25 protein-coding genes are annotated in these 23,996 nt (G+C 62.2%); 12 read left to right on the forward strand and 13 right to left on the reverse strand.

Going from position 1 to position 23,996, the window contains the following annotated elements:
- Positions 1–5: 5 nt before the first annotated feature.
- Positions 6–839 (forward strand): class I SAM-dependent methyltransferase, encoded by an 834-nt coding sequence (locus tag ACLBXN_RS04950; protein WP_447611610.1) that lies wholly within the window; start codon positions 6–8, stop codon positions 837–839.
- Entirely contained in the window at positions 836–1,285 is a 450-nt protein-coding gene (gene rnhA / locus ACLBXN_RS04955; RefSeq protein WP_003066200.1) for a ribonuclease HI, read from the forward strand. The genes ACLBXN_RS04950 and rnhA overlap by 4 nt, the downstream gene beginning before the upstream one ends.
- Positions 1,286–1,313: 28 nt before the next feature.
- On the opposite strand, the gene ACLBXN_RS04960 is transcribed toward rnhA, so the two are convergent.
- The 6 genes from ACLBXN_RS04960 to ACLBXN_RS04985 all read right to left on the reverse strand — a co-directional run bounded on the left by ACLBXN_RS04960 (position 1,314) and on the right by ACLBXN_RS04985 (position 6,633).
- The gene (locus tag ACLBXN_RS04960) at positions 1,314–1,640 is read right to left on the reverse strand and encodes a thioredoxin family protein (protein ID WP_447611359.1); all 327 of its coding nucleotides are present in this window, start codon (positions 1,638–1,640) and stop codon (positions 1,314–1,316) included.
- A 53-nt stretch (positions 1,641–1,693) separates the two neighbouring features.
- On the reverse strand, positions 1,694–3,067 hold the full coding sequence (moeA, locus tag ACLBXN_RS04965) for a molybdopterin molybdotransferase MoeA (protein ID WP_447611360.1): 1,374 nt from the start codon (positions 3,065–3,067) through the stop codon (positions 1,694–1,696).
- A gap of 86 nt (positions 3,068–3,153) precedes the next feature.
- A complete protein-coding gene (gene mobA / locus ACLBXN_RS04970) occupies positions 3,154–3,819 on the reverse strand; it encodes a molybdenum cofactor guanylyltransferase MobA (RefSeq protein ID WP_447611361.1) in 666 nt (221 codons plus the stop codon).
- Positions 3,812–4,954 (reverse strand): GTP 3',8-cyclase MoaA, encoded by a 1,143-nt coding sequence (gene moaA / locus ACLBXN_RS04975; RefSeq protein WP_447611362.1) that lies wholly within the window; start codon positions 4,952–4,954, stop codon positions 3,812–3,814. Before moaA ends, mobA begins: the two co-directional genes overlap by 8 nt.
- A 97-nt stretch (positions 4,955–5,051) precedes the next feature.
- Entirely contained in the window at positions 5,052–5,636 is a 585-nt protein-coding gene (locus ACLBXN_RS04980; protein ID WP_043007603.1) for a DUF2889 domain-containing protein, read from the reverse strand.
- 184 nt (positions 5,637–5,820) lie between these two features.
- Positions 5,821–6,633, reverse strand: a complete 813-nt coding sequence (locus ACLBXN_RS04985) for a Crp/Fnr family transcriptional regulator (protein ID WP_447611363.1) — start codon at positions 6,631–6,633, stop codon at positions 5,821–5,823.
- Positions 6,634–6,694: 61 nt separating this feature from the next.
- Between ACLBXN_RS04985 and ACLBXN_RS04990 the strand changes: the two genes are divergently transcribed.
- From ACLBXN_RS04990 to ACLBXN_RS05005, 4 genes are all read left to right on the forward strand, one after another.
- Positions 6,695–7,219 (forward strand): Mpo1 family 2-hydroxy fatty acid dioxygenase, encoded by a 525-nt coding sequence (locus ACLBXN_RS04990; protein ID WP_447611364.1) that lies wholly within the window; start codon positions 6,695–6,697, stop codon positions 7,217–7,219.
- Positions 7,220–7,442: 223 nt separating this feature from the next.
- Positions 7,443–7,970, forward strand: a complete 528-nt coding sequence (gene ppa, locus ACLBXN_RS04995) for an inorganic diphosphatase (RefSeq protein ID WP_003056663.1) — start codon at positions 7,443–7,445, stop codon at positions 7,968–7,970.
- Between the two features lie 138 nt (positions 7,971–8,108).
- On the forward strand, positions 8,109–9,863 hold the full coding sequence (locus ACLBXN_RS05000) for a methyl-accepting chemotaxis protein (RefSeq protein WP_447611365.1): 1,755 nt from the start codon (positions 8,109–8,111) through the stop codon (positions 9,861–9,863).
- Between the two features lie 431 nt (positions 9,864–10,294).
- Entirely contained in the window at positions 10,295–12,064 is a 1,770-nt protein-coding gene (locus tag ACLBXN_RS05005; protein WP_447611366.1) for a methyl-accepting chemotaxis protein, read from the forward strand.
- Between the two features lie 59 nt (positions 12,065–12,123).
- Here ACLBXN_RS05005 and ACLBXN_RS05010 read toward each other — a convergent pair whose 3' ends face one another.
- Positions 12,124–13,485 carry a GNAT family N-acetyltransferase gene (locus tag ACLBXN_RS05010; RefSeq protein ID WP_447611367.1) on the reverse strand — a complete coding sequence of 454 codons (1,362 nt, stop codon included), beginning with the start codon at positions 13,483–13,485 and terminating at the stop codon, positions 12,124–12,126.
- Between ACLBXN_RS05010 and ACLBXN_RS05015 the strand changes: the two genes are divergently transcribed.
- Entirely contained in the window at positions 13,484–15,130 is a 1,647-nt protein-coding gene (locus tag ACLBXN_RS05015) for an NAD+ synthase (RefSeq protein ID WP_447611368.1), read from the forward strand. The two genes, ACLBXN_RS05010 and ACLBXN_RS05015, sit on opposite strands and share 2 nt — an antisense overlap.
- 51 nt (positions 15,131–15,181) lie before the next feature.
- Positions 15,182–15,520, forward strand: a complete 339-nt coding sequence (locus ACLBXN_RS05020) for a P-II family nitrogen regulator (RefSeq protein WP_003056652.1) — start codon at positions 15,182–15,184, stop codon at positions 15,518–15,520.
- Positions 15,521–15,662: 142 nt separating this feature from the next.
- Here ACLBXN_RS05020 and ACLBXN_RS05025 read toward each other — a convergent pair whose 3' ends face one another.
- The 6 genes from ACLBXN_RS05025 to ACLBXN_RS05050 all read right to left on the reverse strand — a co-directional run bounded on the left by ACLBXN_RS05025 (position 15,663) and on the right by ACLBXN_RS05050 (position 19,114).
- Positions 15,663–16,256 (reverse strand): LOG family protein, encoded by a 594-nt coding sequence (locus ACLBXN_RS05025; RefSeq protein ID WP_447611369.1) that lies wholly within the window; start codon positions 16,254–16,256, stop codon positions 15,663–15,665.
- Positions 16,253–16,651 (reverse strand): diacylglycerol kinase, encoded by a 399-nt coding sequence (locus tag ACLBXN_RS05030; protein WP_447611370.1) that lies wholly within the window; start codon positions 16,649–16,651, stop codon positions 16,253–16,255. The genes ACLBXN_RS05025 and ACLBXN_RS05030 overlap by 4 nt, the downstream gene beginning before the upstream one ends.
- 12 nt (positions 16,652–16,663) lie before the next feature.
- A complete protein-coding gene (locus tag ACLBXN_RS05035) occupies positions 16,664–17,128 on the reverse strand; it encodes an RDD family protein (protein ID WP_249333717.1) in 465 nt (154 codons plus the stop codon).
- A gap of 127 nt (positions 17,129–17,255) precedes the next feature.
- The gene (locus ACLBXN_RS05040; RefSeq protein ID WP_043007482.1) at positions 17,256–18,071 is read right to left on the reverse strand and encodes a DUF3106 domain-containing protein; all 816 of its coding nucleotides are present in this window, start codon (positions 18,069–18,071) and stop codon (positions 17,256–17,258) included.
- A gap of 21 nt (positions 18,072–18,092) precedes the next feature.
- Positions 18,093–18,548 carry a DUF3619 family protein gene (locus ACLBXN_RS05045; protein WP_447611371.1) on the reverse strand — a complete coding sequence of 152 codons (456 nt, stop codon included), beginning with the start codon at positions 18,546–18,548 and terminating at the stop codon, positions 18,093–18,095.
- Positions 18,545–19,114 (reverse strand): RNA polymerase sigma factor, encoded by a 570-nt coding sequence (locus tag ACLBXN_RS05050; RefSeq protein WP_447611372.1) that lies wholly within the window; start codon positions 19,112–19,114, stop codon positions 18,545–18,547. Before ACLBXN_RS05050 ends, ACLBXN_RS05045 begins: the two co-directional genes overlap by 4 nt.
- A gap of 265 nt (positions 19,115–19,379) precedes the next feature.
- Here ACLBXN_RS05050 and ACLBXN_RS05055 point away from each other — a divergent pair, with 265 nt between their 5' ends.
- The 4 genes from ACLBXN_RS05055 to pssA all read left to right on the forward strand — a co-directional run bounded on the left by ACLBXN_RS05055 (position 19,380) and on the right by pssA (position 23,977).
- Positions 19,380–21,167, forward strand: a complete 1,788-nt coding sequence (locus tag ACLBXN_RS05055) for an acetolactate synthase 3 catalytic subunit (protein ID WP_003066236.1) — start codon at positions 19,380–19,382, stop codon at positions 21,165–21,167.
- Positions 21,168–21,325: 158 nt separating this feature from the next.
- Positions 21,326–21,817: an acetolactate synthase small subunit gene (ilvN, locus tag ACLBXN_RS05060; protein ID WP_003056638.1), complete on the forward strand. Its 492-nt coding sequence runs from the start codon at positions 21,326–21,328 to the stop codon at positions 21,815–21,817.
- A gap of 72 nt (positions 21,818–21,889) precedes the next feature.
- Positions 21,890–22,906, forward strand: coding sequence for a ketol-acid reductoisomerase (gene ilvC / locus ACLBXN_RS05065; RefSeq protein WP_447611373.1), 1,017 nt, complete (start codon positions 21,890–21,892; stop codon positions 22,904–22,906).
- Positions 22,907–23,107: 201 nt separating this feature from the next.
- The gene (gene pssA / locus ACLBXN_RS05070; protein ID WP_003056635.1) at positions 23,108–23,977 is read left to right on the forward strand and encodes a CDP-diacylglycerol--serine O-phosphatidyltransferase; all 870 of its coding nucleotides are present in this window, start codon (positions 23,108–23,110) and stop codon (positions 23,975–23,977) included.
- The last annotated feature ends 19 nt before the right edge of the window (positions 23,978–23,996 follow it).

A 23,996-nucleotide genomic window follows, 5' to 3' on the forward strand; every position in this document is an offset into this window, starting at 1 on the left:
TAGAGATGCATCACTGGACGGATTCAGCCCTAGGGCACTACCTCCTGGAATGGGAGCAGCAGCGCTTTGACGAGGCGGTGGCCGATATCTTTGGCTACCACGCCTTGCAACTGGGCTTGCCGCAGCTGCAAGGCCTGCGCGGCAACCGCATGCCCCATCGCTGGCTGGCGCTGGAGGGCCTCGATCCCGTTCCGGATGCAAAAGCAGGCACTGTAGCGCAAGCGGCGGCGGCCGGAGTGTCGCAGGTGCAGCCGCCCGCCGATGAAACGCAGAATTTTGCCCCGTTGATGCCGGCGCTCAGGACCGCTCCGGAAGCCCTGCCTTTTGCCGAGGCCAGTCTTGACCTGCTGCTGATGCCGCATACGCTGGAGGCTTCGAACGACCCGCATGCCGCGCTGCGCGAGGCTGCGCGCGTGCTGGTGCCGGAAGGTCGGCTGGTGATCAGCGGGCTGAATCCCTCCAGTCTGCTGGGTCTGCAGCGTAGGGTGGAGCGCAGCGCGGGCTATTTGCCGGACCTGAGCCTGGGCGTGGGCTACTGGCGTTTGCGCGATTGGCTGCGATTGCTGAGCTTCGAGATCGAAGCCGTGCAATTTGGCTGTTATCGTCCTGCCACTCAAAGTGAGAAGTGGCTGAGCCGCTGGCAGTTCATGGAAGGCCTGGGCCACCGCTGCTGGCCGGTGATGGGGGGCGTCTATTGCGTGGTGGCCGTCAAGCGCGTGCAGGGCATGCGTCTGATGAGCCCGAGCTGGCGCAAGAGCAGCGTGCCGACCGGCATGAAGGCGCCCGTGACCCAGAAGCAGCCGCCGGACATGTTCTGGCGTAACAAGGAAGAAAATTGAATCAAGTTGTGATCTATACCGATGGCGCCTGCAAGGGCAATCCCGGGCCTGGAGGCTGGGGCGCATTGCTGCAGGCCGGATCGGCGCAGAAGGAGCTCTTCGGTGGTGAACTGGGAACCACCAATAACCGCATGGAGCTCAAGGCCGTGATCGAGGCGCTGTCCGCGCTCAAGCGTCCCTGCGATGTAGTGCTGTATCTGGACAGCCAGTACGTGCGCAAAGGCATTACCGAGTGGATACAGGGCTGGAAGGCCAAGGGCTGGGTCACCGCTTCCAAGGAGCCAGTCAAGAATGTCGAACTCTGGAAGCAGCTGGACGCGCTGGTGCAGGGCAGCGGTCACCGTATCGACTGGCGCTGGGTCAAGGGCCATGCCGGGGACCCTGGCAATGAGCGCGCCGATGCGCTGGCCAACAAGGGCGTGGAGCTGGCGCTCAAGAAGGGCTGAGCCAGGCAGCCGGGCCAGTTGCGCTGGCTCAGTTCGTGATCTGCGCCAGTGCTTCTTGGATCTGCTGCTCGGACTCGGGGCGGACGATGCGCGCCACCTCCTTGCCGTCACGCAGAAAAATCAGCGTGGGCCAGAGCTTGACGCGATAGCTGCGCCCCAGCGGCCGGCCGGGGCCGTCTTCCACCTTGATGTGCGCCACTTCCGGCTGGCCAGCCAGCGCGGACTGCAGCAGCGGCTGAGCGCGCTGGCAGTGCCCGCACCAGGGGGTGCCGAATTCCAGCAAGTTCGCGCCCTTGAGCGCATCGATGGCCTGCCTTGTGGGTTCTGTGGCCCAGTGGGTGGCTTGGTATGGCATGAAATATTTCCCAGAATGGATCGAGGGTCGAGGATCAGACGGCAAGTCTGTCTTCAGATCAGACCCTGCAGCAGCAGGATGTTGACGGATTCTCCGGGCTGGACATCGCCGCGCGCATCGTCCAGCACGATGATGCAGTCGGCTGCGACCATGGAGCTGAGCACGCCCGAGCCTTGCGGGCCCGTGGTGCGCACGGCGGCCTGGCCCTTCTCATTGAGTTCGAGCACGCCGCGCAGATACTCGGTACGGCCCGGGCGTTTGCGCAGGCGCTCGCCGCTGATTGCCTGCAGCAATGGCACGGGGGCGTCGCGTTCGCCTGCCAGCATGGCCAGGGCCGGACGCACAAACATGAGAAAGCTCACCATGGCGGCCACCGGGTTGCCGGGCAGCCCCAGCAGCACCGCCGGGCGTTGGGTGGGTGGTGTATTGCCCTGACTGTGGGAGACGCCTGCGCTTGTCTTGATCGGGATGCCTGCCGATCTGGTCAAGGAGATTCCGCCTGCGGGAGCTAGCAGACCCACCGCCAGTGGTCGACCGGGGCGCATGGCCACACGCCAGAACTGCACGGTGCCCAGGCGCTGCAGCATCGCGCGGGTGTGATCGGCCTCGCCGGTACTGATGCCGCCACTGGTCAGTACCACATCGGCCAGGGTGGCTGCTTCGCGCAGGCGCTCTTCCAGGGCGGTTGGCTCATCGGGCACGGCTCCCAGGTCCAGCACATGGGCCCCCAGACGGCGCAGCAGCGCCTGCAGGCTGAAGCGGTTGCTGTCGTAGATGGCGCCCTCGCGCGGCTCGGCGCCGGGGCTCAGCAGCTCGTCGCCGGTGGAAAAGTAAGCCACGCTGAGCCTGCGCTGTACGTTGACCTGGCCCAGTCCCAGGCTGGCCAGCAGGCCCAGAGCGGCTGGTGTGAGACGCTGGCCGGCCTGCAGCGCCACGGAGCCTTGCTCCAGGTCTTCGCCGCGCAGGCGACGATTGGCCCCTGCGCGCATGGCATGGCCGTCAAATTGAATGCATTCCTGGTCAGCGCTGGCCTGCTCATGGGCTACTACCGTGTCTGCGCCCACAGGCATGACCGCACCCGTCATGATCTTCACGCATTGGCCAGCGCCAAGCCGGCCTTGCCACGGCCCTCCGGCCAGAGCAGTCCCCACCACACGCAGCATCAGTGGCTGGCCGGGCCGTGCCTGCTCCAGTTCGCTGCCGGCGAAGGCATAGCCATCCATGGCGCTGTTGTCATGGGGAGGGACGTTGACGGGACAGATCACATCGGCTGCCAGCACACGATCCAGAGCATCGGGCAGGGCGACGGTTTCCACTTCGGCGACCGCACCAAGCGGCTGCAGCAGGGCCTGCAGCTGTTGCAGTACCTGGTCAGTGGTCAGCGTCTGGGCGCTGGTGGAAGCGGCAGGTTGAAAAGTCGCGGTCATAACGGCAAAAAATAAAAAACCTCATGACGGGATGCGGCCATGGGGCTGCGTGGCACTTTACGCTTTTGGCTTGACGTGCCGATAAATCAGGATTGGCGTTCGGTGGCGATTTGCTCCAGATCAAGCAACTGGGCCAGCGTGTTGGCGTTGCTGAAGGCCTGCTCATCCCCTGGGCGGTCAAATAGGGCCTGGGCGCTGCGATGCTGGCCGGTCCAGGCGTCTATCTTGCGGCCGCCGCCGGTGATGAAGCGCTCCAGGCTGGAGGCGAGCTGGGCCCGCAGCAGGCAGAACACGGGCTGGGCGCGCAGCTGCGGCGGCTGGCCCGGCTTGGCGTGCTCGGTATCCCAGCCGTGAGCGATGACGATATCGGCATCGCCGCGCGACGCCAGCATTCGCGTCGTCAGATCGAGGGGCAGCAGCGGCGTATCGCAGGGCACGCAAAGCAGCCATGGCGTGCGGCAATGGGCGAGGCCGGCCATGAAGCCCGCCAACGGGCCGGGGTAGTCGGGCAGGCTGTCGGCGCAGACCTCGGCAGCCAGTGGCTGGCCCAGGGCGGCATAGGCCGCTGCATTTCGATTGGCATTGATGAGCAGGGGGCCGACCTGTGGGGCCAGGCGCTGCAATGCATGCAGTGCCAGCGGCAAGCCTTGAAAGCGCTGCAGGCCCTTGTCCACGCCGCCCATGCGCGCGCCGCGTCCCCCGGCCAGCACGCAACCGGTGATCTGCTCAGCGGTGATGCGTGAGTCAGCCACCGATATAGCTCATCTCAATACGCCGACCTTGCCGCACCGGCGCCACATCGGGCGGCATCTCGCTGCGCAGCTGCGAGTAGCGATCGTCGCGCTGTTGCCAGATGGGGGCAATGGCAGCAGCAATCTCGGCATCGCTGGCACCGGTGCGCAGCAGGCTGCGCAAGTCCCAGCCCTGGCTGGCGAACAGGCACAGATAGAGCTGGCCCTCGGTAGACAGGCGTGCGCGGTTGCAGTCGCCGCAGAAAGCGTGGGTCACGCTGCTGATGACACCCACCTCGCCCAGCTGCGGGTCATATTGTCCGCTGGCATCGGCATAGCCCCAACGCACGGCGGTCTCGCCCGGGGCGCTGGGCGCCAGCGGGATCAGCGGCAGCTCGGCGCGTAGACGCGCTATCACCTCGTCCGAGGGCAGTACCTCGTCCATGCGCCAGCCGTTGGTGGCACCCACGTCCATATATTCGATGAAGCGCAGCGTTACTCCCGTGCCGCGGAAATAGCGGGCCATGGGCAGGATCTGGTCGTCATTGGTGCCGCGCTTGACCACCATGTTGACCTTGATGTGCGACAGACCTGCGGCCTGCGCAGCCTCGATGCCGGCCAGTACATCGGTCACGGGAAAATCCACATCGTTCATGCGCCGGAACACTGCGTCGTCCAGCCCGTCGAGGCTGACGGTCACGCGGTTCAGGCCGGCGTCCTTCAGGGCGCGGGCCTTGCGTGCCAGCAGCGAGGCGTTGGTGGTCAGTGTCAGGTCCAGCGGCTGGCCATCGGGCGTGCGCAGCTGGGCCAGCTGGGCGATCAGGGCTTCGATGTTCTTGCGCAGCAGCGGCTCGCCGCCGGTCAGGCGCAGCTTGCGCACGCCATGGGCGACAAACAATCTGGCCAGGCGCGTAATTTCCTCGAAGCTCAGCAGCGAGCTGTGGGGCAGATATTGGTAGTTCTTGTCAAAAACTTCCTTGGGCATGCAGTAGTTGCAGCGGAAGTTGCAGCGGTCGGTGACGCTGATGCGCAGGTCGCGCAAGGGCCGTCCCCATTGATCCTGCAGCAGCCCGGTAGGGGCCTGCAGGGGGCTGGGGACGATTGCGCTGCGGGATGCCGCACGCTCATCGACCAAGGGGATCACACGTTCTGCCATGGACTCGATTGTGCCGCAAGAGCGAAGTCCGGGCCGGCTGCGGGCTTGTTGTGGGCTATCAAAATTGATAGCTGTTAGCGCTTGTCGGTGTTGTGGATCAGGCTTGTGTAGTGGTTTCCCTGGGTTGCTGCTGAGCCTGCGGCTTCCAGTCTTTGAACTCGGGGTAGAACTCCGCCACGCCGGGGCCGTTGAAGTCCCAGCCCAGACACTGGCCCAGGTGGCGTGGTGGCAGGCCCGAGCCATTGGTGCCGAACTGGTTGAGCACGGTGTGAAAAGCGGGCGTTGCCATATTGAACAGCAACTCGCGCAGATGCGTGCAGCCCACCACCCCGCCCAGATTGTCGGCAATCGCGCGGCGCCAGCCGCGGGCTATGCAGCAGCCCACCATCTTCTGCATGGACTTGGTGGCCTGGGGGCAGTGGCCCAGGGGATGGTCGTCCATGGCAGCCTCTATGCCGTGCACCACCATGTCGGCATCGATGGTCAGGCGGATCCACATATGGTGAATCGGCTTGCCTGCCGGCACTTTGCGGCGGCCGTGCAACTCGATGTCATAGGTTTTCTGGTCGATCAGCTCGGCTTCCACGTCCCACATGCCGTCATCACGGGCATAGCCCCGGTATTTGACGTCGCGCATGTGGATAGGGGCTGGCGTGCGGCTGGCACTGGGAGGCAGGGGCATGGGGTATCCGTTGTTATGGCGGGCGACGACGGCATGTCGGAACCTGACTGGATCGCCCGCGATGATCTTGAACCGGGTCTGGTGCGCCAGACCCGATTTCATTATCAAAGAGATAGCAGGCTTGTCCAGCACCAAGCGGACAGCGGGGCGGCAGAGGGGCGACTCCGAGCCAGGCGGCGAGTGTCTAGCTGCCCGCGGGTATCTGCCCGGTGAGTGCTGCGGCCTTGAGTGCGGCCAGGTCCAGAACTTCCAGCTTGCCGCGCCGCAGTTGCAGCCAGCCGGCCTGCTGCAGCTCCTGCAGGATCTGGTTGGTGGTCTGGCGTGACAGGCCAAGCATGCGTGCGATCTGCTCCTGCGAGACGGCCAGCTCGCGGTGGGTGCGCATGCGGTCGGCCCATTGCTCGTGGCCCATGGCCATCTGCACCAGACGGCACATCACGCGCTGCGGTGCAGGCAGCACGGTCTGCTCCTCCAGGGCAATCAGGCTGGCACGTAGCTTGTGGGTCAGCAGCAGGGCCATGTGGCGCCAGCAATGCGGATTGGCATCCAGCCACTCGCGCAGCGGCGGTATCGGGATATGCAGCAGGGCGCAGGCGGTGTTGGCGCAGGCGTCGTGGGTGCGGGGCTCGCCGTCGAAGAGGGCGATCTCGCCTAGCCAGCTCGGCGGCTCGATCAATGTCAGCAAGGCCGTGCGGGTGTTTTCCTGAAGCGCTGCCGTGCCGGAGATGCTGAGCGAGCCCCTGGCCACTGCATACAGGCCGCAAGGGGCATCGCCGCGGCGAAACAGCCATTCGCCGGCGGCCAGCAGCCTTGGCTGGGCCAGTTGCTGCATCTGGGCGGTCAATTCCGGCGGCAGCGAGCGGAACCAGCGACCGGCCTGCACGATGGCCCAGAGGTCATTGGAGTTGACATGCTCGAAGCTGCCGCGCTTGCGTGCAGAGGGCACGGAGGCCAGTGCAGGCCTGGGTGAGGGTATTAGCGCTTGTGTCGGTGGCATGACAGACGGCAAGGTTGATGCTGCGCCACCATGCTCTGACAAGCGACCAGGAGATACAGCGATGAAAACCCTAATCGATCAACTGTCCAACTACGCCGACTACCACCGCGACCCGCGCAATATCGTCACGCACTACATTGGCGTGCCCATGATCATGCAGGCGGTGGTCATTCTGTTGGCCAGGCTGCAATGGGGTGCGCTGGGTGGTATGCCGATCTCGCTGGCCCTGCTGGCAGCGCTTGCCGCCGCGGTGTATTACTGGCGGCTGGACGGGCGCTACGGCCTGTTCATGAGCGTGGTGCTGGCCATCATGCTGGCGCTGGCTGCTCCCATTGCCGCGCAGCCCATGGGCAGCTGGCTGGTCTGGGGGCTGGGCCTGTTCGCGCTCGGGTGGGTGATCCAGTTTGTCGGTCACTACTGGGAGGGACGCAAGCCCGCATTTTTTGACGATGTGATGGGCCTGGTGATTGGCCCGCTGTTCGTGGCGGCCGAACTGGGCTTTGCGCTCGGGCTGCGCAAGGAGGTGCAGGCGGCAGTGGAACAGCGCAGCGGCCCCGTGCGACGTCGCCAGCCTGTGAATGCATGATGCTCTGTTTGTGAGATCTAAAAGCATTGTCTGGTAAAGGGGAAATAGTCTTTTTTATGGATATTCCAGCCACTGCGGTCGCCTGTAATACAGCGCTGCGGACCCAGCTTTCAAACATGTAATGCCAGCGTTAGGGTCATGCGCCTAAAATCGCGGGCTGACCCTCAGGTGCCGATGCTTCGTCGGCGCTGGCGGGCTTTTTGTATTACTTCTCCCAACCATCATGTCTCTGAACAATGTGACCCCCGGCTCCAAGACGCCTGAAGTCTTCAACGTCGTCATCGAAATCTCGGCCAACTCGGCTCCCGTGAAGTACGAAGTGGACAAGGAATCCGGCTGCCTGTTCGTGGATCGTTTCCTGGGCACCGCCATGCACTACCCCGTGAATTACGGCTATGTGCCCCAGACCCTGTCTGGCGACGGCGACCCCGTGGACGTGCTGGTGATGACTCCCTTCCCCCTGCCCAGCGGCGTGGTGGTGCCCTGCCGTGCCATCGGCATCCTGGAGATGGAAGACGAGTCCGGCGTCGACGGCAAGGTTCTGGCTGTTCCCACACAGAAGCTGCTGCCTTCCTACGACAAGATCAACCACCTCAGCGATATCCATGAGCTGACCCTGCAGCAGATCGCCCACTTCTTCGAGCACTACAAGGATCTGGAAAAGGGCAAGTGGGTCAAGGTTCTGGGCTGGAAGGGCGTGGACGCGGCACACAAGGAAATCGTGGACGGTATCGCCAACTACAAGGGCTGATCCAAACTAGTAAAGGGTCTCTAACCTTTACTTGCAGAGAAGCCTCGCCATCTGCATCTATACAATTTGAAACGCACCCGGCGGACCTCGCTTGGTGCGTTTTTTATTGCCTGCATCGATATATACGAGGGGATGCGCATGAGTTGGAAGATTTCGGACTGGCGCGTGGGGACCAAGTTGGGCATCAGCTTCACGGCGCTGGTGCTGTTGTCTGCATTGCTGGGGCTGGTGGCCTGGCTGCAACTGTCCAGCATTCATGCGGCGGGCCGCGAGGTATCCGAGGTGGCGCTTCCCAGCGTCTACAACGCGGCTTCCATGCGCTCCGAGTACAACCGGCTGCGCCGCCATGAGGCAGGCATCGCCACCGCGCGCACGCTGGTCGAGATCGAAGGCTACGAGCAGCAGATCCAGCAGCGCCTGAAGACCATTGCCGAGCAGGAGAAGGTGGTCCATGAGCTGATTGCCAGCCAGCCGCTGCGCCAGGCCTATGAGGGCTATCAGGCCAACAAGGCGAATTTCCTGAAACTGCACGAGCAATTGCTGGCGCGGGCGCGCGACGGCGACTACAACACCGTGGACAGCCAGGCCGGCATGGCCGATGAACTGGGCCTGTTCTTTGCCGGGCTGTCCGAGCAGGCCTTCAGCCAGCTGGCGGAAAGCACGGGCAAGCTGATGACGCTGCAGCTCGAGAACGCGGCCCAGGCCCAGCAGGCCGAAAAATCCAGTTTCGAGCTGGCCCGCTACTGGCTGCTCGGCACGCTGGCGCTGGTGGTGCTGTTTGCCGCTGTGGTCGGTATTGCGATGACACGCGCCATCACTGCGCCCGTGGCCAAGGCTGTCGAGCTGGCGCAGGCCGTGGCGGCCGGCAGGCTGGGCATGGTGGTGAAGAACCAGCGCCGCGACGAGATGGGCTTGCTGCTCAACGCGCTGGAGGACATGCGTCGCCAGCTGTCATCCGTGGTTCAGGATGTGCGTGGCAATGCCCACGGCGTGGCCCTGGCGTCCAGTGAAATCGCGCAGGGCAATGCCGATCTTTCATCGCGCACCGAAAGCCAGGCCAGCGCTCTGGAGGAAACGGCCGCATCCATGGAGCAGTTGGGCTCGACCGTGCGTCAGAACGCCGACAACGCCCAGAGCGCCAACCAGATGGCCAGGAACGCCTCCGATGTCGCGGGCCGCGGCGGTGCCGTGGTGGCCCAGGTGGTGGACACCATGAAGGGCATCAACGACAGCAGCCGCCAGATTGCCGACATCATCGGCGTGATCGACTCCATCGCCTTCCAGACCAATATCCTGGCCCTGAACGCAGCCGTGGAGGCCGCGCGTGCCGGTGAGCAGGGCCGTGGCTTTGCCGTGGTGGCGGGCGAGGTTCGCACGCTGGCCCAGCGCAGTGCCGAAGCCGCCAAGGAGATCAAGCAGCTCATCCATGCCAGCGTGGAGCGCGTGGAGCAGGGCTCGCAACTGGTGGACAAGGCCGGGGCCACGATGGCCGAAATCGTGACGGCCATCGGCCGCGTGACGGACATCATGGGCGAGATCAGCGCCGCCAGCAGCGAGCAGAGCCAGGGCGTGGCCCAGGTCGGCGAAGCCATCACCCAGATGGATCAGGCCACGCAGCAGAACGCGGCCCTGGTGGAGGAAAGTGCTGCGGCGGCAGACTCCCTGCAGCGCCAGGCCAAGGCCTTGGTCGATTCGGTGGCGATTTTTCAGCTTGGCAATCAGGCACAGAGCTTTGCCACGGCAGCTCTGCGCAACCGGACAGAACCCACAGTTGCCAAGGCCGCAAAGAGCGCAGGCCCGCAAGTCGCTGCGTTGGCCGGCCAGGGGCAGGTCAAGGCGGCTCCCGCGGCTCAGCCCGCTCTGGGAAGCGACCAGGACTGGGAGCAGTTCTGAGGATTTCCGGTTTCAATGACCTTTGTCTCAAAACCCCGATAGCGAAAGCTGTCGGGGTTTTTTTACAAGCTTTCTCCAAACTGTCTTGATATTGATCAAGAAGAAGGGTGGCTTGGTGCTTTTTCAAAGCTATGTAACTTGTGGCGGCATCGAGAATCCCTAGTCACGGCCATTGGTAACTAATAGTAACTAATGGCGTGATGTAAGTGGTTGCCTACGTATTTGTAGGCTCTTGAAGATAGGCAAGGATTATGAAACTGGAAACAATTGAAAACATATAAGCCGGTATCCGGTTCATTTCATCTCTTGTGTGCCATTCAGAGAGATATTTTCCGATCGAGCAGAAAAAAGTGAATTCGTGTGCTTCGCAGGCCTGGATTCAGCAGAAGTATTTATAAAAAACTAATTGGTAATAGAGGGAGGTGCAATCAATGAAAAGCATCAAAATCTCCACGCGGATTCTCGGCACATTCGGGATTCTGGTCGTGTTGCTGGTCGTGGTGGTCGCCATGGCTTTGCTGCAGCTGAGCTCCATGCGCTCCAGTGCCGAAACCATCACCGGCAACGCCCTGCCCAGTGTGGAAGTGATCAATACCCTCAATACCGACCTGGCGCGCACCCGCTTGCTCGAATTGCGGCATGTCAATAATGACGAGCCCGGTTATATGGCTCAGGTGGAAACCCAGTTCGATCAGCTGCAAAAACATCTGGCCGAGGCCAAAAAGCTCTACGAGCCTTTGATTCTCACGGCCGAGGAGCGCGAGCTCTACACGCAGTTCCTGCACGAGCGGGAGCGTTATGTCGAGCTGAACAAGCGGTTGTTTGAAGTTTCGCGCAGCGGCGACAAGGAGCAGGCCAAGCAATTGCTGGGGGGCGAGTCTCTCAAGCTCTACGACGCGTCTTCGGCGACCTTGCAGAAGCTGATCAAGTTCAACAGTGATGTGGCAAGAAGCGAGACGCTGGCTTCGGAGCAGGTTTACGACCGCGCCGTGAGCTTGCTGGTCGTGGCTGCAGCAATTGCGGTGCTGGTGGCCCTGGGCGCCGGCATCTGGCTGGTGCGCTCCATCCGTGCGCCGCTGGAGCAGGCGGTACAGGCCGCGGACCGCGTGGCCAATGGCGATCTGAGCGGCGTCATTCGCGTGGAGCGAGAGGATGAAACCGGTCGCCTGCTGGGCGCCCTGGAGCGCATGCAAAGCAGTCTGGTGCAGACCGTGCGCACGGTACGCCAGAACGCGGAAGGCGTGGCCTCGGCCAGTTCGCAGATTGCCTCGGGCAATGCCGATCTGTCCAGCCGCACCGAGGAGCAGGCCAGTGCGCTGGAGGAGACGGCGGCTTCCATGGAGCAGCTGGGCTCCACCGTGCGCCAGAACGCCGACAACGCCCGTGCCGCCAATCAGATGGCCGTGAACGCTTCCCAGGTGGCAGCGCAGGGCGGAGCCGTGGTGGCCGAAGTGGTGGAGACCATGAAAGGCATTAACAACAGCAGCCAGCAGATTGCCGACATCATCACCGTCATCGACTCCATCGCCTTCCAGACCAATATCCTGGCGCTGAATGCGGCCGTGGAAGCGGCGCGCGCCGGCGAGCAGGGCCGTGGCTTTGCCGTGGTGGCGGGCGAGGTGCGTACCCTGGCCCAGCGCAGCGCCGAAGCCGCCAAGGAAATCAAGGCCTTGATCAACACCAGCGTGCAACGTGTGGAGCAGGGCACGCAACTGGTGGACAAGGCCGGCGCCACCATGGCCGATATCGTGTCCGCGATCAGCCGGGTGACGGATCTGATGACCGAAATCAGTGCCGCCAGCCAGGAGCAGAGCCAGGGTGTGGCCCAGGTGGGCGAGGCGGTGACGCAGATGGATCAGACGACGCAGCAGAATGCGGCGCTGGTCGAAGAAAGCGCCGCCGCCGCCGGTGCGCTGCGCAAACAGGCGCAGGATCTGGTCCAGGCCGTGGCAGTGTTTCAGCTGCCTGGCGCAGCGGCTTACGATCAGTCGCCAAAGACTGTCTCCCGTACCGCGGCGCCAGTCAAGGCCGCTGCTGCCGCACCAGCGCGCCAGGCGCCTGCCCGTCGTGTGGCCGCCCAGCCGGCACCCAGGCAGGCGGCTCCGCGCTCCTTGATGGGCGGGTCCATGGCGAGCGAATCCGCGCCTGCCCGCAATGCCCCCAAGTCCTCGCTGAACGAGGATGACTGGGAAACCTTCTGAATGTCTCCAAGGGCCCGGGATTCAAGGCCGCTGCAAAGCGGCCTTTTTTGTATCCGCCTTCAGACCTTGCGCAGCGGGCTATGGGACTGCAGCTCTTCCACATACTGGGCCATGCCTTCGCCTTCGCGCTGCAAAAAGCGCTCGATGGCATCGGCAAAAGCCGGGTGGGCCACCCAGTGGGCGCTGGGGGTCTCCACGGGCAGCAGGGCGCGGGCCATCTTGTGCTCTCCCTGGGCGCCGCCTTCGAAACGGTCAAAGCCGTTGGCAATGCACCATTCGATGGGCTGGTAGTAGCATGCCTCGAAATGCAGGCTGTCGACCCGCTCCAGAGCACCCCAGTAGCGGCCATAGGCGACCTTGTTATTGATAGCAGCTTGCGCTTGACTGTCCTCAAAAAACAATAGATTTGATGCTGAAATCATTGACTGAAAAGCGGTAATAGCTATCAAACTTGAGGCGATCGGTTGCCCGTTGCGCTCGGCGATGAACATCACCCAGTTTTCGGGCATGGCCGAGGCCATGGCGGCAAAGAACTCTGGTGTCAGATAAGGCGGGTTGCCATGCTCCAGGTAGGTGCGCTCATAGCAGCGGTAGAAGAAGGACCAGTCCGCCTCACCGATGTCGCAGCCCTTGATGCCCCTGAAGCTCACGCCGGCTTCGCGAACCTTGCGTCGCTCCTGGCGGATCTTCTTGCGCTTTTCCTGGTTCAGCGAGCCCAGAAAGTCGTCGAAGTCCTTCCAGCGGGACGGTGTCGCCGCAGTGCCCGCGCAGGCCTGCAGGCTGGCGGGCTCTGCCTCTACAGGCAGAGTGGCTCCCGCAGCGGGTAGCGCCGGCGGCGTGTTCGTCCAGTGAAACTGCACCGTGCTGCGCTGCATCCAGCCGGCCGCAGCGCAGGCGGCAAGATCGTCGGCATCGCCGAAAAGCAGGTGCAGCGATGACAGCTGCTGCTCGGCGGCCCAGGCCTGCACGGCCTGCACCAACGCCACGCGCAGCGCCTGGCTGCGTGCCAGCAGGCGGGAGCCGGGCACGGGCGTGAAGGGGACGGCCAGCAAACCCTTGGGGTAGTAAGGCAGGCCATGCTGCTGATAGGCACGCGCCCAGGCCCAGTCAAACACATATTCGCCGTAGGAGTGGGTCTTGATATAGAGGGGGCAGGCCGCCAGCAGCTCCTCGCCGTCCCAGACGGTGATGACCCGGGCGATCCAGCCTGTATCGGGCGTGGCGCTGCCGCTTTGCTCCATGGCAGCCAGGTATTCGTGGCGCATGAAGGGCGTGGGCGTGGATTGAGAGGCCAGCAGCACATTCCAGGTTTGTGCGTCCAGCTGCTGCACGCTGGCAAGCACGCGAGTGATAATCTTGTTTTCGGCCATGCCCTGATTGTCGCGGGGGCTGGTGGCCTCACCGCCTAGCTTGCATTTCATGACGCTTTCCATCTGCTGTGCCCAACGCAATTTTGTTGTGGGAGACCTCTCTGGCAATGTCCAGAAAATCATTGCCGCTGCCGAACAAGCTTATGCCAACGGTGCCCGCCTGCTGCTCACGCCCGAGCTGGCCCTGTGTGGCTATGCGGCCGAAGACCTTTATCTTCGTCCGGCTTTTCTGGATGCCTGCGACGAGGCCTTGAAGCAGCTGCAGCAGGCCAGCAGCCAATGGCCGGGGCTGGCCCTGGTCATCGGTCACCCGCAGCGCGATGCGCAGGCCGGGACTTTGTTCAACGCTGCCAGCGTGCTGCGCGACGGCCAGCTGGTGGCGAACTATTACAAGCAGTTGCTGCCCAATTTTGGCGTGTTTGACGAACAGCGCTACTTTGCGGCCGGTAAGGAAAGCTGCGTCTTCGAACTCGACGGCATCCGTATCGGTCTGCTGATTTGCGAGGACGCCTGGCATGCCGGCCCGGCCCGTGCCGCCGTGGCCGCAGGCGCCCAGTTGCTGCTCGTCATCAATGCCTCGCCATTCCATAGCGGCAAACCCCTGGAGCGCGAGGCGGTGATCGCACAGCGCGCCGTGGAAAACGCGGTTCCTCTGGTCTATGCCCATCTGGTGGGTGGCCAGGATGAAGTCGTGTTCGACGGCTGCTCGTTCGCGGTGCAGGCCGACGGCCAGGTGGCGGCGCGTGCGGCGGCCTTCGAGGAAGATTTGCCCATGGTGGCTGCGCACCCGGGCAATGGCAGTGTGACGCTGATGGGCGAAGTCAGGCCCCTGCCGGGCCACCATCAGGCACTCTGGTCTGCGCTGGTGCTGTCCGTGCGCGACTATGTGGGCAAGAACCGCTTTCCGGGCGCGCTCATCGGCCTGTCGGGCGGCATGGATTCGGCCCTGGTGTTGGCCATTGCCGTGGATGCGCTCGGCGCGGACAAGGTGCGCACGGTCATGATGCCTTCGCCCTATACGGCCGATATCAGCTGGCTGGACGCGCGCGAAATGTCCGAGCGCGTGGGCGTGCAGCACGAAGAGATCGATATCGCGCCGCAGTTCGAGGCCTTCAAGGCGGCGCTGGCCGGCACGTTTGCCGGGCGAGCCGAGGACACGACCGAGGAAAATCTGCAGGCCCGTATTCGCGGCACCCTGCTGATGGCCATGAGCAACAAGTTTGGCTCCATCGTGCTGACCACGGGCAACAAGAGCGAGATGTCCACCGGCTACTGCACGCTGTACGGCGACATGGCCGGTGGCTTTGCGGTCATCAAGGATGTGTTCAAGACCGAGGTGTTTGCGCTGGCGCGCTGGCGCAATGCCAACGACCCCTTTGGCACCGGGCTTGACCCCATCCCCGAGCGCATCATCACGCGCCCGCCCAGCGCCGAGCTGCGCCCCGATCAGAAGGATCAGGACAGCCTGCCGGACTACGAGGTGCTGGATGCCATCGTGTCCCGCTACATGGAAAACAACGAGAGCATAAGTTCCATCGTCGCCGAGGGTTTTGCGCCGGCGGACGTGGAACGGGTCACGCGTCTGATACAAATCAACGAGTACAAGCGCCGCCAGGCTCCGGTCGGTCCGCGCCTGACGATGCGCAGCTTCGGCAAGGACTGGCGCTATCCCATCACCAACAAATTTCGCGCCTGAGTCTTTGGCTCCGGTGTTTTGCCGATTTCAATCCATTGAGGAACTAGCCCCATGAAAATGATTACCGCCGTCATCAAGCCCTTCAAGCTCGAGGAAGTGCGCGAGGCCCTGGCCGAGTGTGGGGTGAACGGTCTGACCGTGACCGAAGTCAAGGGTTTTGGCCGCCAGAAAGGCCATACCGAGCTCTACCGTGGCGCCGAATATGTGGTCGATTTCCTGCCCAAGGTGAAGATCGAAGTGGTGGTGCGCGACGAAGACGTGGATCGCTGCGTGGACGCCGTCGTCAATGTCGCGCGCACCGGCAAGATTGGCGATGGCAAGATCTTCATCACTCCCGTGGAGCGCGTGGTGCGCATCCGCACGGGCGAGCTGGACGATACCGCTGTCTGAGCGGGCTGCCGCGCTCCGGTCATGTGCCCCAGGCATGTGCCCCAATCAAAAAGCCAGACCCTGAGTCTGGCTTTTTTCATGGCCCGGAGCCGGGTCTGTGGCTTGCCTGAAGGACGGCAGTCCGGTGGATGCCGTCCAGGGCTCAGATCACGGAGCGCAGAGGTGGCGTGTCCAGCTGGCTGCCAGCATTCTGGACGAGATTTTGCAGCAGGGCCGGGGTGTCGCTGCTGCTTTCGACCAGTCCCATCTGCCACTCGCCCATGAAGCCGTTGCCCACGCAGGACTGCAGAAACTGCAGCATGGTGTCGTAATAGCCATCCACATTGAGAATGCCGATGGGCTTGTCGTGGTAGCCCAGCTGGCGCCAGGTCCAGACTTCGAACAGCTCCTCAAACGTGCCGATGCCACCGGGCAGGGCCACGAAGGCATCGCTGCGCTCGGCCATCATGGCCTTGCGTTCGTGCATGTTCTTGACGATGTGCAGCTCGTCGCAGGCTTGGTTCGCCAGTTCCTTGTCGACCAGTGCCTGAGGGATGATGCCGACGACACGGCCGCCAGCTTCGCGCGTGGCTTCGGCCACCACACCCATCAGGCCGCTGCGTCCGCCGCCATAGACCAGCTGGCCGCCGCGCGAGCCTATCCACTGGCCAACGGCCTTGGCGATTTCGGTGAATTGAGGGTTGGTGCCGGGGCGTGAGCCGCAGTACACGCAGATGGAAAAAGCGGGTTGAGTCATACGATGAAACGGTGATAAAGAGCGGCAGCCCAGACGGCGCCGCACAGGCACAGGGCCAGGAATACAGCGGCGCTGCCCATGTCCTTGGCTTTCTTGGACAGCTCATGCCATTCGGGGCCGATACGGTCTATGGCAGCCTCTATGCTGGTATTGAGCAGTTCCACAATGAGAACCAGGATGACGCTGCCGGCCAGCAGCGCTGTCTGCTCCCAGCTTTGCCCCAGCCAGAGTGCCAGCGGGATCATGACAAATGCGCAGACAGCTTCTTGCTGGAAGGCTTTTTCATGCCAGCCGGCCCTGAGGCCAGCCAGCGAATAGCCGCCGGCATGCAGCACCCGGGACAGTCCGGTACGGCTTTTCTGCGGATTGACGGGGTCGGGTGATGAGGTGCTCATGAAAAGATCGGGTCAGCGGATGCGTTTGGGTGCAGGGGCCTGATGTATCAGCTGGGTGCCGGCCCAGGCGTCGTGCCAGAACTGCTTTCGGGGGTGAAAACGGCTCAGCAGCGCCCAGCTCAGAATCCAGCCCGTGAGTAGCACCAGTACCTCCAGTGGCGGCAGGCCCAGCGGGTAGAGCAGGGCCAGTGGCGGCAGCCACCACATCCAGCTGGCAGCGTAGCGCAGCAGGGCACGGGTTTGTGTCAGGGGGCGACCCTGGGTGTCGACCACGCGGATATGCCAAGTCTTCATGGCCAGCGTCTGTCCCTTGCTCCAGAACCAGACAAAGTAAATGCCCAGCACCACCAGCATGAAGGCCTGCAGCAGATGACGGTTGTCGAGTGCGTTGCGCGTCTGCGACAGCGTGCCGAACAGATAGCCGGCGATAAACACCACGCCAAACAAAAGCATGCCTTCATAAAGCCAGCAAGCCATACGGCGGCGCAGGCTTGGAGCTATGAAATCAGGAGTGGATGACGGTGCTGCCGGGGTGTCTTGCTGCATGAGGGCATTGTAGGGCTCAGGTCAGCGGGCTTGGCGCTCGGTTGCCGCACCGACACTGTCATTGGTGCGTGTCTTGACCTGGAGCATCCAGCGGCGGCAGGGTGATGGGGGTGGCGCGTGGAATGTCCACGGGTGCTGTCTCCACAATCACCGAAGGCGTGCGGACCGGGTGGGTTTCCACCATGGCTGGCGTGGAAGGCACGGGTGGCGGTGGGTGGTGAATGGTCGCGGGCGGAATCTTGGGCAGATTGGGCACCGTATTGGGAGAGGCGGTGGCCGCAGGAATGCGGGCCAGCTTCTTGGTCGGCACGGGCTTGATGGCGGGTGCGGCGGTCACCACCTTGGGGGTGGCACGGGCTGCCAGCAGTCGCTTTTCCTCATCGCTCAGGGCCTGATAGGCCTCCCACTGGGCCTGCTTGTCTGTCGCGAGCTTGTTGGTGATGGCGAAGTTCAGGCGTGCCTGATTGCGCTGGGCAGCGCTCAGGCCGGACCAGTCTTCCATGCGGTCGTGAAGCTTTTGCTGTTCGCGCTCGCTCAGTTTGTCAAAGCCATCGGCCAGGGCAATCCAGCGGCGCTTCTGCACCGAACCTATCATGGCCCAGCGCTCTTCCAGGGGCTGCAGGATTTCGCGCTGGTGGCTGCTGAGCTCGCCCCAGCGGGGACCCGAGGCCTGGGCCGAAGCTCTCTGGCGTGTCGAGGGGTCGGCATGCATGGACCTGGAGGAAGCGACCGTGGCCGGCGGCACGGAACTGGGTGCCAGCCTGACTTGCTGCACGACATTCCACCCCGTCCAGCCCAAGGCCACCAACAACAGCGCCGCCATGACGGCGGCGGTGTTCTCGGGTTTCAGGAGGGAGCGCTTCTCAGTGGGCATCAATGCAGGGCGGCAGGCTGTTTAGTGTTCTGATGGGGTAGCGGCCGAGGTCTTGAGGTACTGGATGAAGCCAGGGTCAGAGTAGGCGGCAGGAGGCAGATCGTCGGTCAGCAAGGCGGTATCGACCTCGGTGACTTCGCTCAGCATACTTTGTTCGGTGTCGGAGTTGTAGATCACCAGGCCCGCAATGAGTGCAAAAACCGGAATCGCCGAGACCAGGGTGCGCCACCAGCCATTGCCCTCGTCGGGGTTGCCCAGTGTCAGGGTATTACCCTGGGCCGATGCAGCGCTGCTGGTCTGAACGCGCAGCACGGACGCTTCGCGGCGGCGTATGGACACTGCCTGCTCACGCGAGGCGCGCAGACGCTCGGTGACTTCATAGGGGAGCAAGGCTTCGCCCTCACTCAGTCGGGCAGTGATCTGACGGGCGATGCGGTCGACGGCCTGTTCTTGCCGGAGGGTGGGCACGGTTTTCATAACTCGATTCCTTTGGCCTTGAGTGCCTTGCTCAGTGTTTGGATGGCGCGGAAGCAATGGGTTTTGACGCTGCCTTCTGAACAACCCATGGCGGCAGCCGTCTCCGCGACATCCATCTCTTCCCAGTAACGCATGAGAAAGGCCTCGCGTTGACGCGCCGGCAGCTCCTGTATCTCTTTTTCTATGCTTTGCAAGGTCTGCTTGCGTTCGGTCAGGCTTTCGGCGTTGCTGGAGGCCGATTCGCCGCTGTTGGTGGCATAGGTTTCCAGCCAGTCGAAGTCGCTGTCTGCGTCTACGGAGGACTCCAGGTCGCTGAAGTGCGTGAAGACTGCTTTCTGGGTCTTCTGGCGGCGAAACCAGTCCAGCGTGCTGTTCGACAGGATGCGCTGGAACAGCATGGGCAGCTCGTTGGCGGGCTTGTCCCCGTAATGCTGGGCCAGTTTGAGCATGCTGTCCTGCACGATATCCAGGGCGGCCTCCTCGTCGCGGACATGGAAAACGCTGCGTTTGAAGGCGCGCTTTTCAACGTCTTTGAGGAATGCAGACAGTTCTTGTTCTGTGGCCAAGAGAGAGTAACCCTGGAAAAAGCGGGAGTTGTTTGGTGATGAAAGCCGCAGATTATCGCATTCGATGATGTTTTTTTGTGTACTGCAATTGAAGGTCTTGTTGCAGTGCGATAATGATCTTCAACTTAAAGAAGCAAACGGATCACGGTCCGACGTACACACAAACGTCCATGGCATGTGGTCTTAAGTCCTAAACCGGCCTCACAAGGGCTTCAGGCTAAGGGCACCGAAGGTTTTTCGTTAGAGAAATTCACAAAGGTTGATCATGGAAATCTCCAAAGCCGAGCTGGCCTCTGCAGCCGCCGCATCGTCCCCCAAGGGCGCCCAGGAACTGATGGGCTCCGAAATCCTCATCAAGTCGCTTCAGGCTGAAGGTGTCAAGCACCTGTGGGGCTATCCTGGCGGGGCAGTTCTCTATATCTACGACGCGCTCTACAAGCAAGACAGCATTCAGCATGTGCTGGTGCGCCACGAGCAGGCGGCCGTGCATGCTGCCGACGGCTTTGCGCGTGCCACCGGCGAGGTGGGCGTGGCGCTGGTGACATCCGGCCCCGGTCTGACCAATGCGGTGACGGGCATTGCCACCGCCTATACCGACTCCATCCCCATGGTGGTGATTGCGGGCCAGACATCAACCAATTACATCGGTACCGACGCGTTTCAAGAGTGCGACACCGTGGGCATCACGCGTCCCATCGTCAAGCACAACTTCCTGGTCAAGGACGTGCGCGAGCTGGCCGAGACCATGAAAAAGGCTTTCCACATCGCCCGCACCGGCCGTCCCGGCCCTGTGGTGGTGGATATTCCCAAGGACGTGTCCTTCAAGAAGGCGCTGTACACGGGCTATCCCGAAAAAGTGGAAATGCGCTCGTACAACCCCGTCAAAAAGGGGCATGCGGGCCAGATTCGCAAGGCCTTGCAGCTGTTGCTGACGGCCAAGCGTCCCTATATCTATACCGGCGGCGGCGTGCTTCTGGGCAATGCCTGCAACGAGCTGCGCCAGCTGGTGGACATGCTGGGCTACCCGGTCACGAATACGCTGATGGGCCTGGGCGCCTATCCTGCCAGCGACAAGAAGTTCCTGGGCATGCTGGGCATGCACGGCACCATCGAAGCCAACAATGCCATGCAGAACTGCGATGTGCTGCTGGCCGTGGGTGCTCGCTTTGACGACCGCGTGATCGGCAATCCCAAGCATTTCATGTCGGTGGAGCGCAAGATCATCCATATCGACATCGATCCTTCCTCCATCTCCAAGCGCGTGAAGGTGGACGTGCCCATCGTGGGCGATGTCAAGGATGTGCTCAACGAGCTGATCGCCATGCTGCGCGAGTCGGCACAGCGCCCCGATGAGGCAGCTCTGGGTCAATGGTGGAACACCATCGAAGGCTGGCGCAGCCGCGACTGCCTGAGCTACGACAAGTCCAATACCGAAGTCATCAAGCCCCAGTACGTGGTCGACACGCTGTGGAACATGACCAAGGATGCCGACGCCTACATCACCTCCGATGTGGGTCAGCACCAGATGTGGGCGGCGCAGTATTACCGCTTTGATGAACCCCGTCGCTGGATCAACTCTGGCGGTCTGGGCACCATGGGCGTGGGCCTGCCTTATGCCATGGGCATCAAGCTGGCCAAGCCCGACTCCGAAGTCTTCTGCATCACGGGCGAAGGCTCGATCCAGATGAACATCCAGGAGCTGGCCACCTGCAAGCAGTACAACACCCCGGTGGTCATCTGCGCGCTGAACAACCGCTTTCTGGGCATGGTGCGTCAGTGGCAGGAAATTGAATACTCGGGTCGCTACTCGAGCAGCTATATGGATTCGCTGCCCGACTTCGTGAAGCTGGCCGAGGCCTTCGGCCACCGCGGTTTGCTGATCGAAAAGCCTGCCGATGTCGAGGCCGCGCTGCGCGAAGCGCGCCGTATCGTGCGCGAGGAAAGCAAGACCGTCTTCCTGGACTTCCGCACTGATCCGACCGAGAACGTGTTCCCCATGGTGCAGGCCGGCCGTGGCATCACGGAAATGCTGCTGGGCGCCGACGACCTGTGATGCGTAGGGCGCCGATTTTCTAGTGAAATCGGCCTCAAACGCTTACATGTCAACCGCAGGCAGCTATATTTTAAATAGCATCTTTTGACGAATCTATTGTCCGCCGAGCCTGGCACTTACCGGTGTCAGGGGAGGGCGGCGAAAAGAGGAATCTCCCAATGAAACACATTATTGCCGTGCTGCTCGAGAACGAGCCTGGAGCACTGTCGCGCGTCGTGGGCCTGTTTTCTGCCCGTGGCTACAACATCGAATCCCTGACTGTCGCACCAACCGAGGATCCCTCGTTGTCGCGCATGACCATCCTCACCACAGGTTCGGACGATGTGATTGAGCAAATCACCAAGCACCTGAACCGGCTGATTGAAGTGGTTAAAGTGGTGGACCTGACCGAAGGTGCCTACACCGAGCGCGAGCTCATGATGGTCAAGGTGCGTGCCGTGGGCAAGGAACGTGAAGAAATGAAGCGCATGGCGGACATCTTCCGCGGCCGCATCATCGACGTGACCGAAAAGAGCTACACCGTGGAGCTGACCGGCGACCAGTCCAAGAACGACGCCTTCCTGCAAGCCATTGATCGCACTGCCATCCTCGAAACCGTTCGCACGGGCGCCTCGGGTATTGGTCGTGGCGAACGCATTCTGCGTGTCTAATGGCTGTTTGCACCCAATTTGAATCTGAACAAACCTTTTCAACCCCCTCAAGATAAGAGACCTGGAGCCATCATGAAAGTTTTCTACGACAAGGACTGTGACCTGAGCCTGATCAAGGGCAAGACTGTTGCCATCATCGGCTACGGCAGCCAAGGCCACGCACATGCTCAAAACCTGAACGACAGCGGCGTGAAGGTTGTGGTCGGTCTGCGCAAGGGCGGCTCTTCCTGGGACAAGGTCGGCAAGGCCGGCCTGACCGTGATGGAAGTCAACGAAGCCGTGAAGGCCGCTGATGTGGTCATGATGTTGTTGCCCGACGAAAACATCCCTGATGTTTACAACAACAACGTTGCTCCCAACATCAAGGCTGGCGCTGTGCTGGCGTTTGCTCACGGCTTCAATGTGCATTACAACCAGGTTGTGCCTCGTGCCGACGTGGACGTGATCATGGTCGCCCCCAAGGGCCCTGGCCACACCGTGCGCTCCGAATACCTGAAGGGCGGCGGCGTGCCTTCGCTGATCGCTGTGTACCAGGACGTGTCCGGCAAGGCCCGTGACGTGGCCCTGTCCTACGCTTCCGCCAACGGCGGCGGCAAGGGCGGCATCATCGAAACCAATTTCAAGGAAGAAACCGAGACTGACCTGTTCGGCGAGCAGGCCGTGCTGTGCGGCGGTGCCGTTGAATTGGTGAAGATGGGCTTCGAAACCCTGACCGAAGCTGGCTACGCTCCCGAAATGGCCTACTTCGAGTGCCTGCACGAGCTCAAGCTGATCGTTGACCTGATGTATGAAGGTGGCATCGCCAACATGAACTACTCCATCTCCAACAACGCGGAGTATGGTGAGTACGTGACCGGCACCGAAGTCATCAACGACAAGTCCCGCGAAGCCATGCGCAACGCCCTCAAGCGCATCCAGAGCGGTGAATACGCCAAGATGTTCATCAGCGAAGGTCGCCTGAACTACCCATCGATGACTGCACGTCGTCGCCAGAACGCCGAGCACGCCATCGAGCAAGTGGGCGGCCAGCTGCGCGCCATGATGCCCTGGATCTCCAAGAACAAGCTGGTTGACCAGACCCGCAACTAATGCAGGCAAGAGTCATTCGGCGTGAGCCGGATGACTTCGCTTGGGCAAGAGGCCACCTTCGAGGTGGCCTTTTTTCATTCCGGAGGCGATCTGTGTGGCGGGTACACTGGTGGCAGGGACATGGTCATGATGGCCGTGCTTGAAATACTATCGTTTTAATAGCTGCATGCATTTGACATGCAAGCACTGGAGGTCTGTTTGATGCAAAACAGCAATGATTCTGCCGATCTGAGTGGAATGCCGCGCAAGCCGCGCAAAGGCATTTATGTGCTGCCCAATCTGTTCACGCTGGCAGCGCTGTTTGGCGGTTTCTACGCCATCGTCATGGCCATGAACAACAAGTTCGAGCTGGCGGCCGTGGGTGTTTTCTGCGCCATGGTGCTCGACAGTCTTGACGGTCGCGTGGCGCGCATGACGCACACGCAAAGCGCGTTCGGCGAGCAGATGGATTCGCTCTCCGACATGGTGTCCTTCGGTGCTGCACCCGCGCTGATTGCTTATGAATGGGCTTTGCGTCCCCTGGGGCGCTGGGGCTGGATTGCCGCCTTTGTGTATTGCGCCTGCGCGGCGCTGCGCCTGGCCCGCTTCAACGTGAATACGGCCGTGGTGGACAAGCGCTATTTCCAGGGCATGCCTTCGCCCGCGGCTGCGGCCCTGGTCGCCGGCTTTATCTGGCTGACCAGTGCGCTGATGGTTTCCCATCGCGATGTGCCCATCTTTGGCGATGTGATTTCCTGGTTTGGCGGCTATCCCACGGATCGGGCCGATCTGTCCTGGATCATGTTCGCCATCACGCTGTTCGCGGGTCTGACCATGGTCACAAATATTCCCTATTACAGCTTCAAGGACATCGGCGGCGCCAAGAGCATGCCCTTTGTCTCGCTGGTGGTGGTGGCGCTGCTGATGGCCGTGGTCAGCATCGAGCCTGCAACCATGCTGTTCCTGGTGTTTGTCGGCTACTCGGTCTCGGGCTATGTGATCTATGTCTGGCGCCGTGCCAAGGGCGAGCAGGTGAGCATCGTCGCCACCTCCAAGGACGAGCCCGACGAGCGCGGCCTGCACGACGATTGAAACCTTCGTCGAAAAAATC

The organism is Comamonas sp. C24C (genome assembly GCF_053345995.1).

What these genes read in the sequence shown, in the direction of transcription:
- ACLBXN_RS05015 (WP_447611368.1), top strand. Translation starts at nt 13,484, where the DNA reads ATGACGCTTTCCATCTGCTGTGCCCAACGCAATTTTGTTGTGGGAGAC.
- ACLBXN_RS05040 (WP_043007482.1), bottom strand. Translation starts at nt 18,071, where the DNA reads ATGCCCACTGAGAAGCGCTCCCTCCTGAAACCCGAGAACACCGCCGCC.
- ACLBXN_RS05055 (WP_003066236.1), top strand. Translation starts at nt 19,380, where the DNA reads ATGGAAATCTCCAAAGCCGAGCTGGCCTCTGCAGCCGCCGCATCGTCC.
- ACLBXN_RS04980 (WP_043007603.1), bottom strand. Translation starts at nt 5,636, where the DNA reads ATGCCCCTGCCTCCCAGTGCCAGCCGCACGCCAGCCCCTATCCACATG.
- ACLBXN_RS04960 (WP_447611359.1), bottom strand. Translation starts at nt 1,640, where the DNA reads ATGCCATACCAAGCCACCCACTGGGCCACAGAACCCACAAGGCAGGCC.
- ACLBXN_RS04985 (WP_447611363.1), bottom strand. Translation starts at nt 6,633, where the DNA reads ATGCCACCGACACAAGCGCTAATACCCTCACCCAGGCCTGCACTGGCC.
- ACLBXN_RS05005 (WP_447611366.1), top strand. Translation starts at nt 10,295, where the DNA reads ATGAAAAGCATCAAAATCTCCACGCGGATTCTCGGCACATTCGGGATT.
- ACLBXN_RS05030 (WP_447611370.1), bottom strand. Translation starts at nt 16,651, where the DNA reads ATGAGCACCTCATCACCCGACCCCGTCAATCCGCAGAAAAGCCGTACC.
- ppa (WP_003056663.1), top strand. Translation starts at nt 7,443, where the DNA reads ATGTCTCTGAACAATGTGACCCCCGGCTCCAAGACGCCTGAAGTCTTC.
- ACLBXN_RS05045 (WP_447611371.1), bottom strand. Translation starts at nt 18,548, where the DNA reads ATGAAAACCGTGCCCACCCTCCGGCAAGAACAGGCCGTCGACCGCATC.
- moeA (WP_447611360.1), bottom strand. Translation starts at nt 3,067, where the DNA reads ATGACCGCGACTTTTCAACCTGCCGCTTCCACCAGCGCCCAGACGCTG.
- ACLBXN_RS04950 (WP_447611610.1), top strand. Translation starts at nt 6, where the DNA reads ATGCATCACTGGACGGATTCAGCCCTAGGGCACTACCTCCTGGAATGG.
- ACLBXN_RS05035 (WP_249333717.1), bottom strand. Translation starts at nt 17,128, where the DNA reads ATGGCTTGCTGGCTTTATGAAGGCATGCTTTTGTTTGGCGTGGTGTTT.
- ACLBXN_RS05020 (WP_003056652.1), top strand. Translation starts at nt 15,182, where the DNA reads ATGAAAATGATTACCGCCGTCATCAAGCCCTTCAAGCTCGAGGAAGTG.
- moaA (WP_447611362.1), bottom strand. Translation starts at nt 4,954, where the DNA reads ATGGCAGAACGTGTGATCCCCTTGGTCGATGAGCGTGCGGCATCCCGC.
- ilvN (WP_003056638.1), top strand. Translation starts at nt 21,326, where the DNA reads ATGAAACACATTATTGCCGTGCTGCTCGAGAACGAGCCTGGAGCACTG.
- ACLBXN_RS05010 (WP_447611367.1), bottom strand. Translation starts at nt 13,485, where the DNA reads ATGAAATGCAAGCTAGGCGGTGAGGCCACCAGCCCCCGCGACAATCAG.
- ACLBXN_RS05025 (WP_447611369.1), bottom strand. Translation starts at nt 16,256, where the DNA reads ATGACTCAACCCGCTTTTTCCATCTGCGTGTACTGCGGCTCACGCCCC.
- pssA (WP_003056635.1), top strand. Translation starts at nt 23,108, where the DNA reads ATGCAAAACAGCAATGATTCTGCCGATCTGAGTGGAATGCCGCGCAAG.
- ACLBXN_RS04990 (WP_447611364.1), top strand. Translation starts at nt 6,695, where the DNA reads ATGAAAACCCTAATCGATCAACTGTCCAACTACGCCGACTACCACCGC.
- ACLBXN_RS05000 (WP_447611365.1), top strand. Translation starts at nt 8,109, where the DNA reads ATGAGTTGGAAGATTTCGGACTGGCGCGTGGGGACCAAGTTGGGCATC.
- ilvC (WP_447611373.1), top strand. Translation starts at nt 21,890, where the DNA reads ATGAAAGTTTTCTACGACAAGGACTGTGACCTGAGCCTGATCAAGGGC.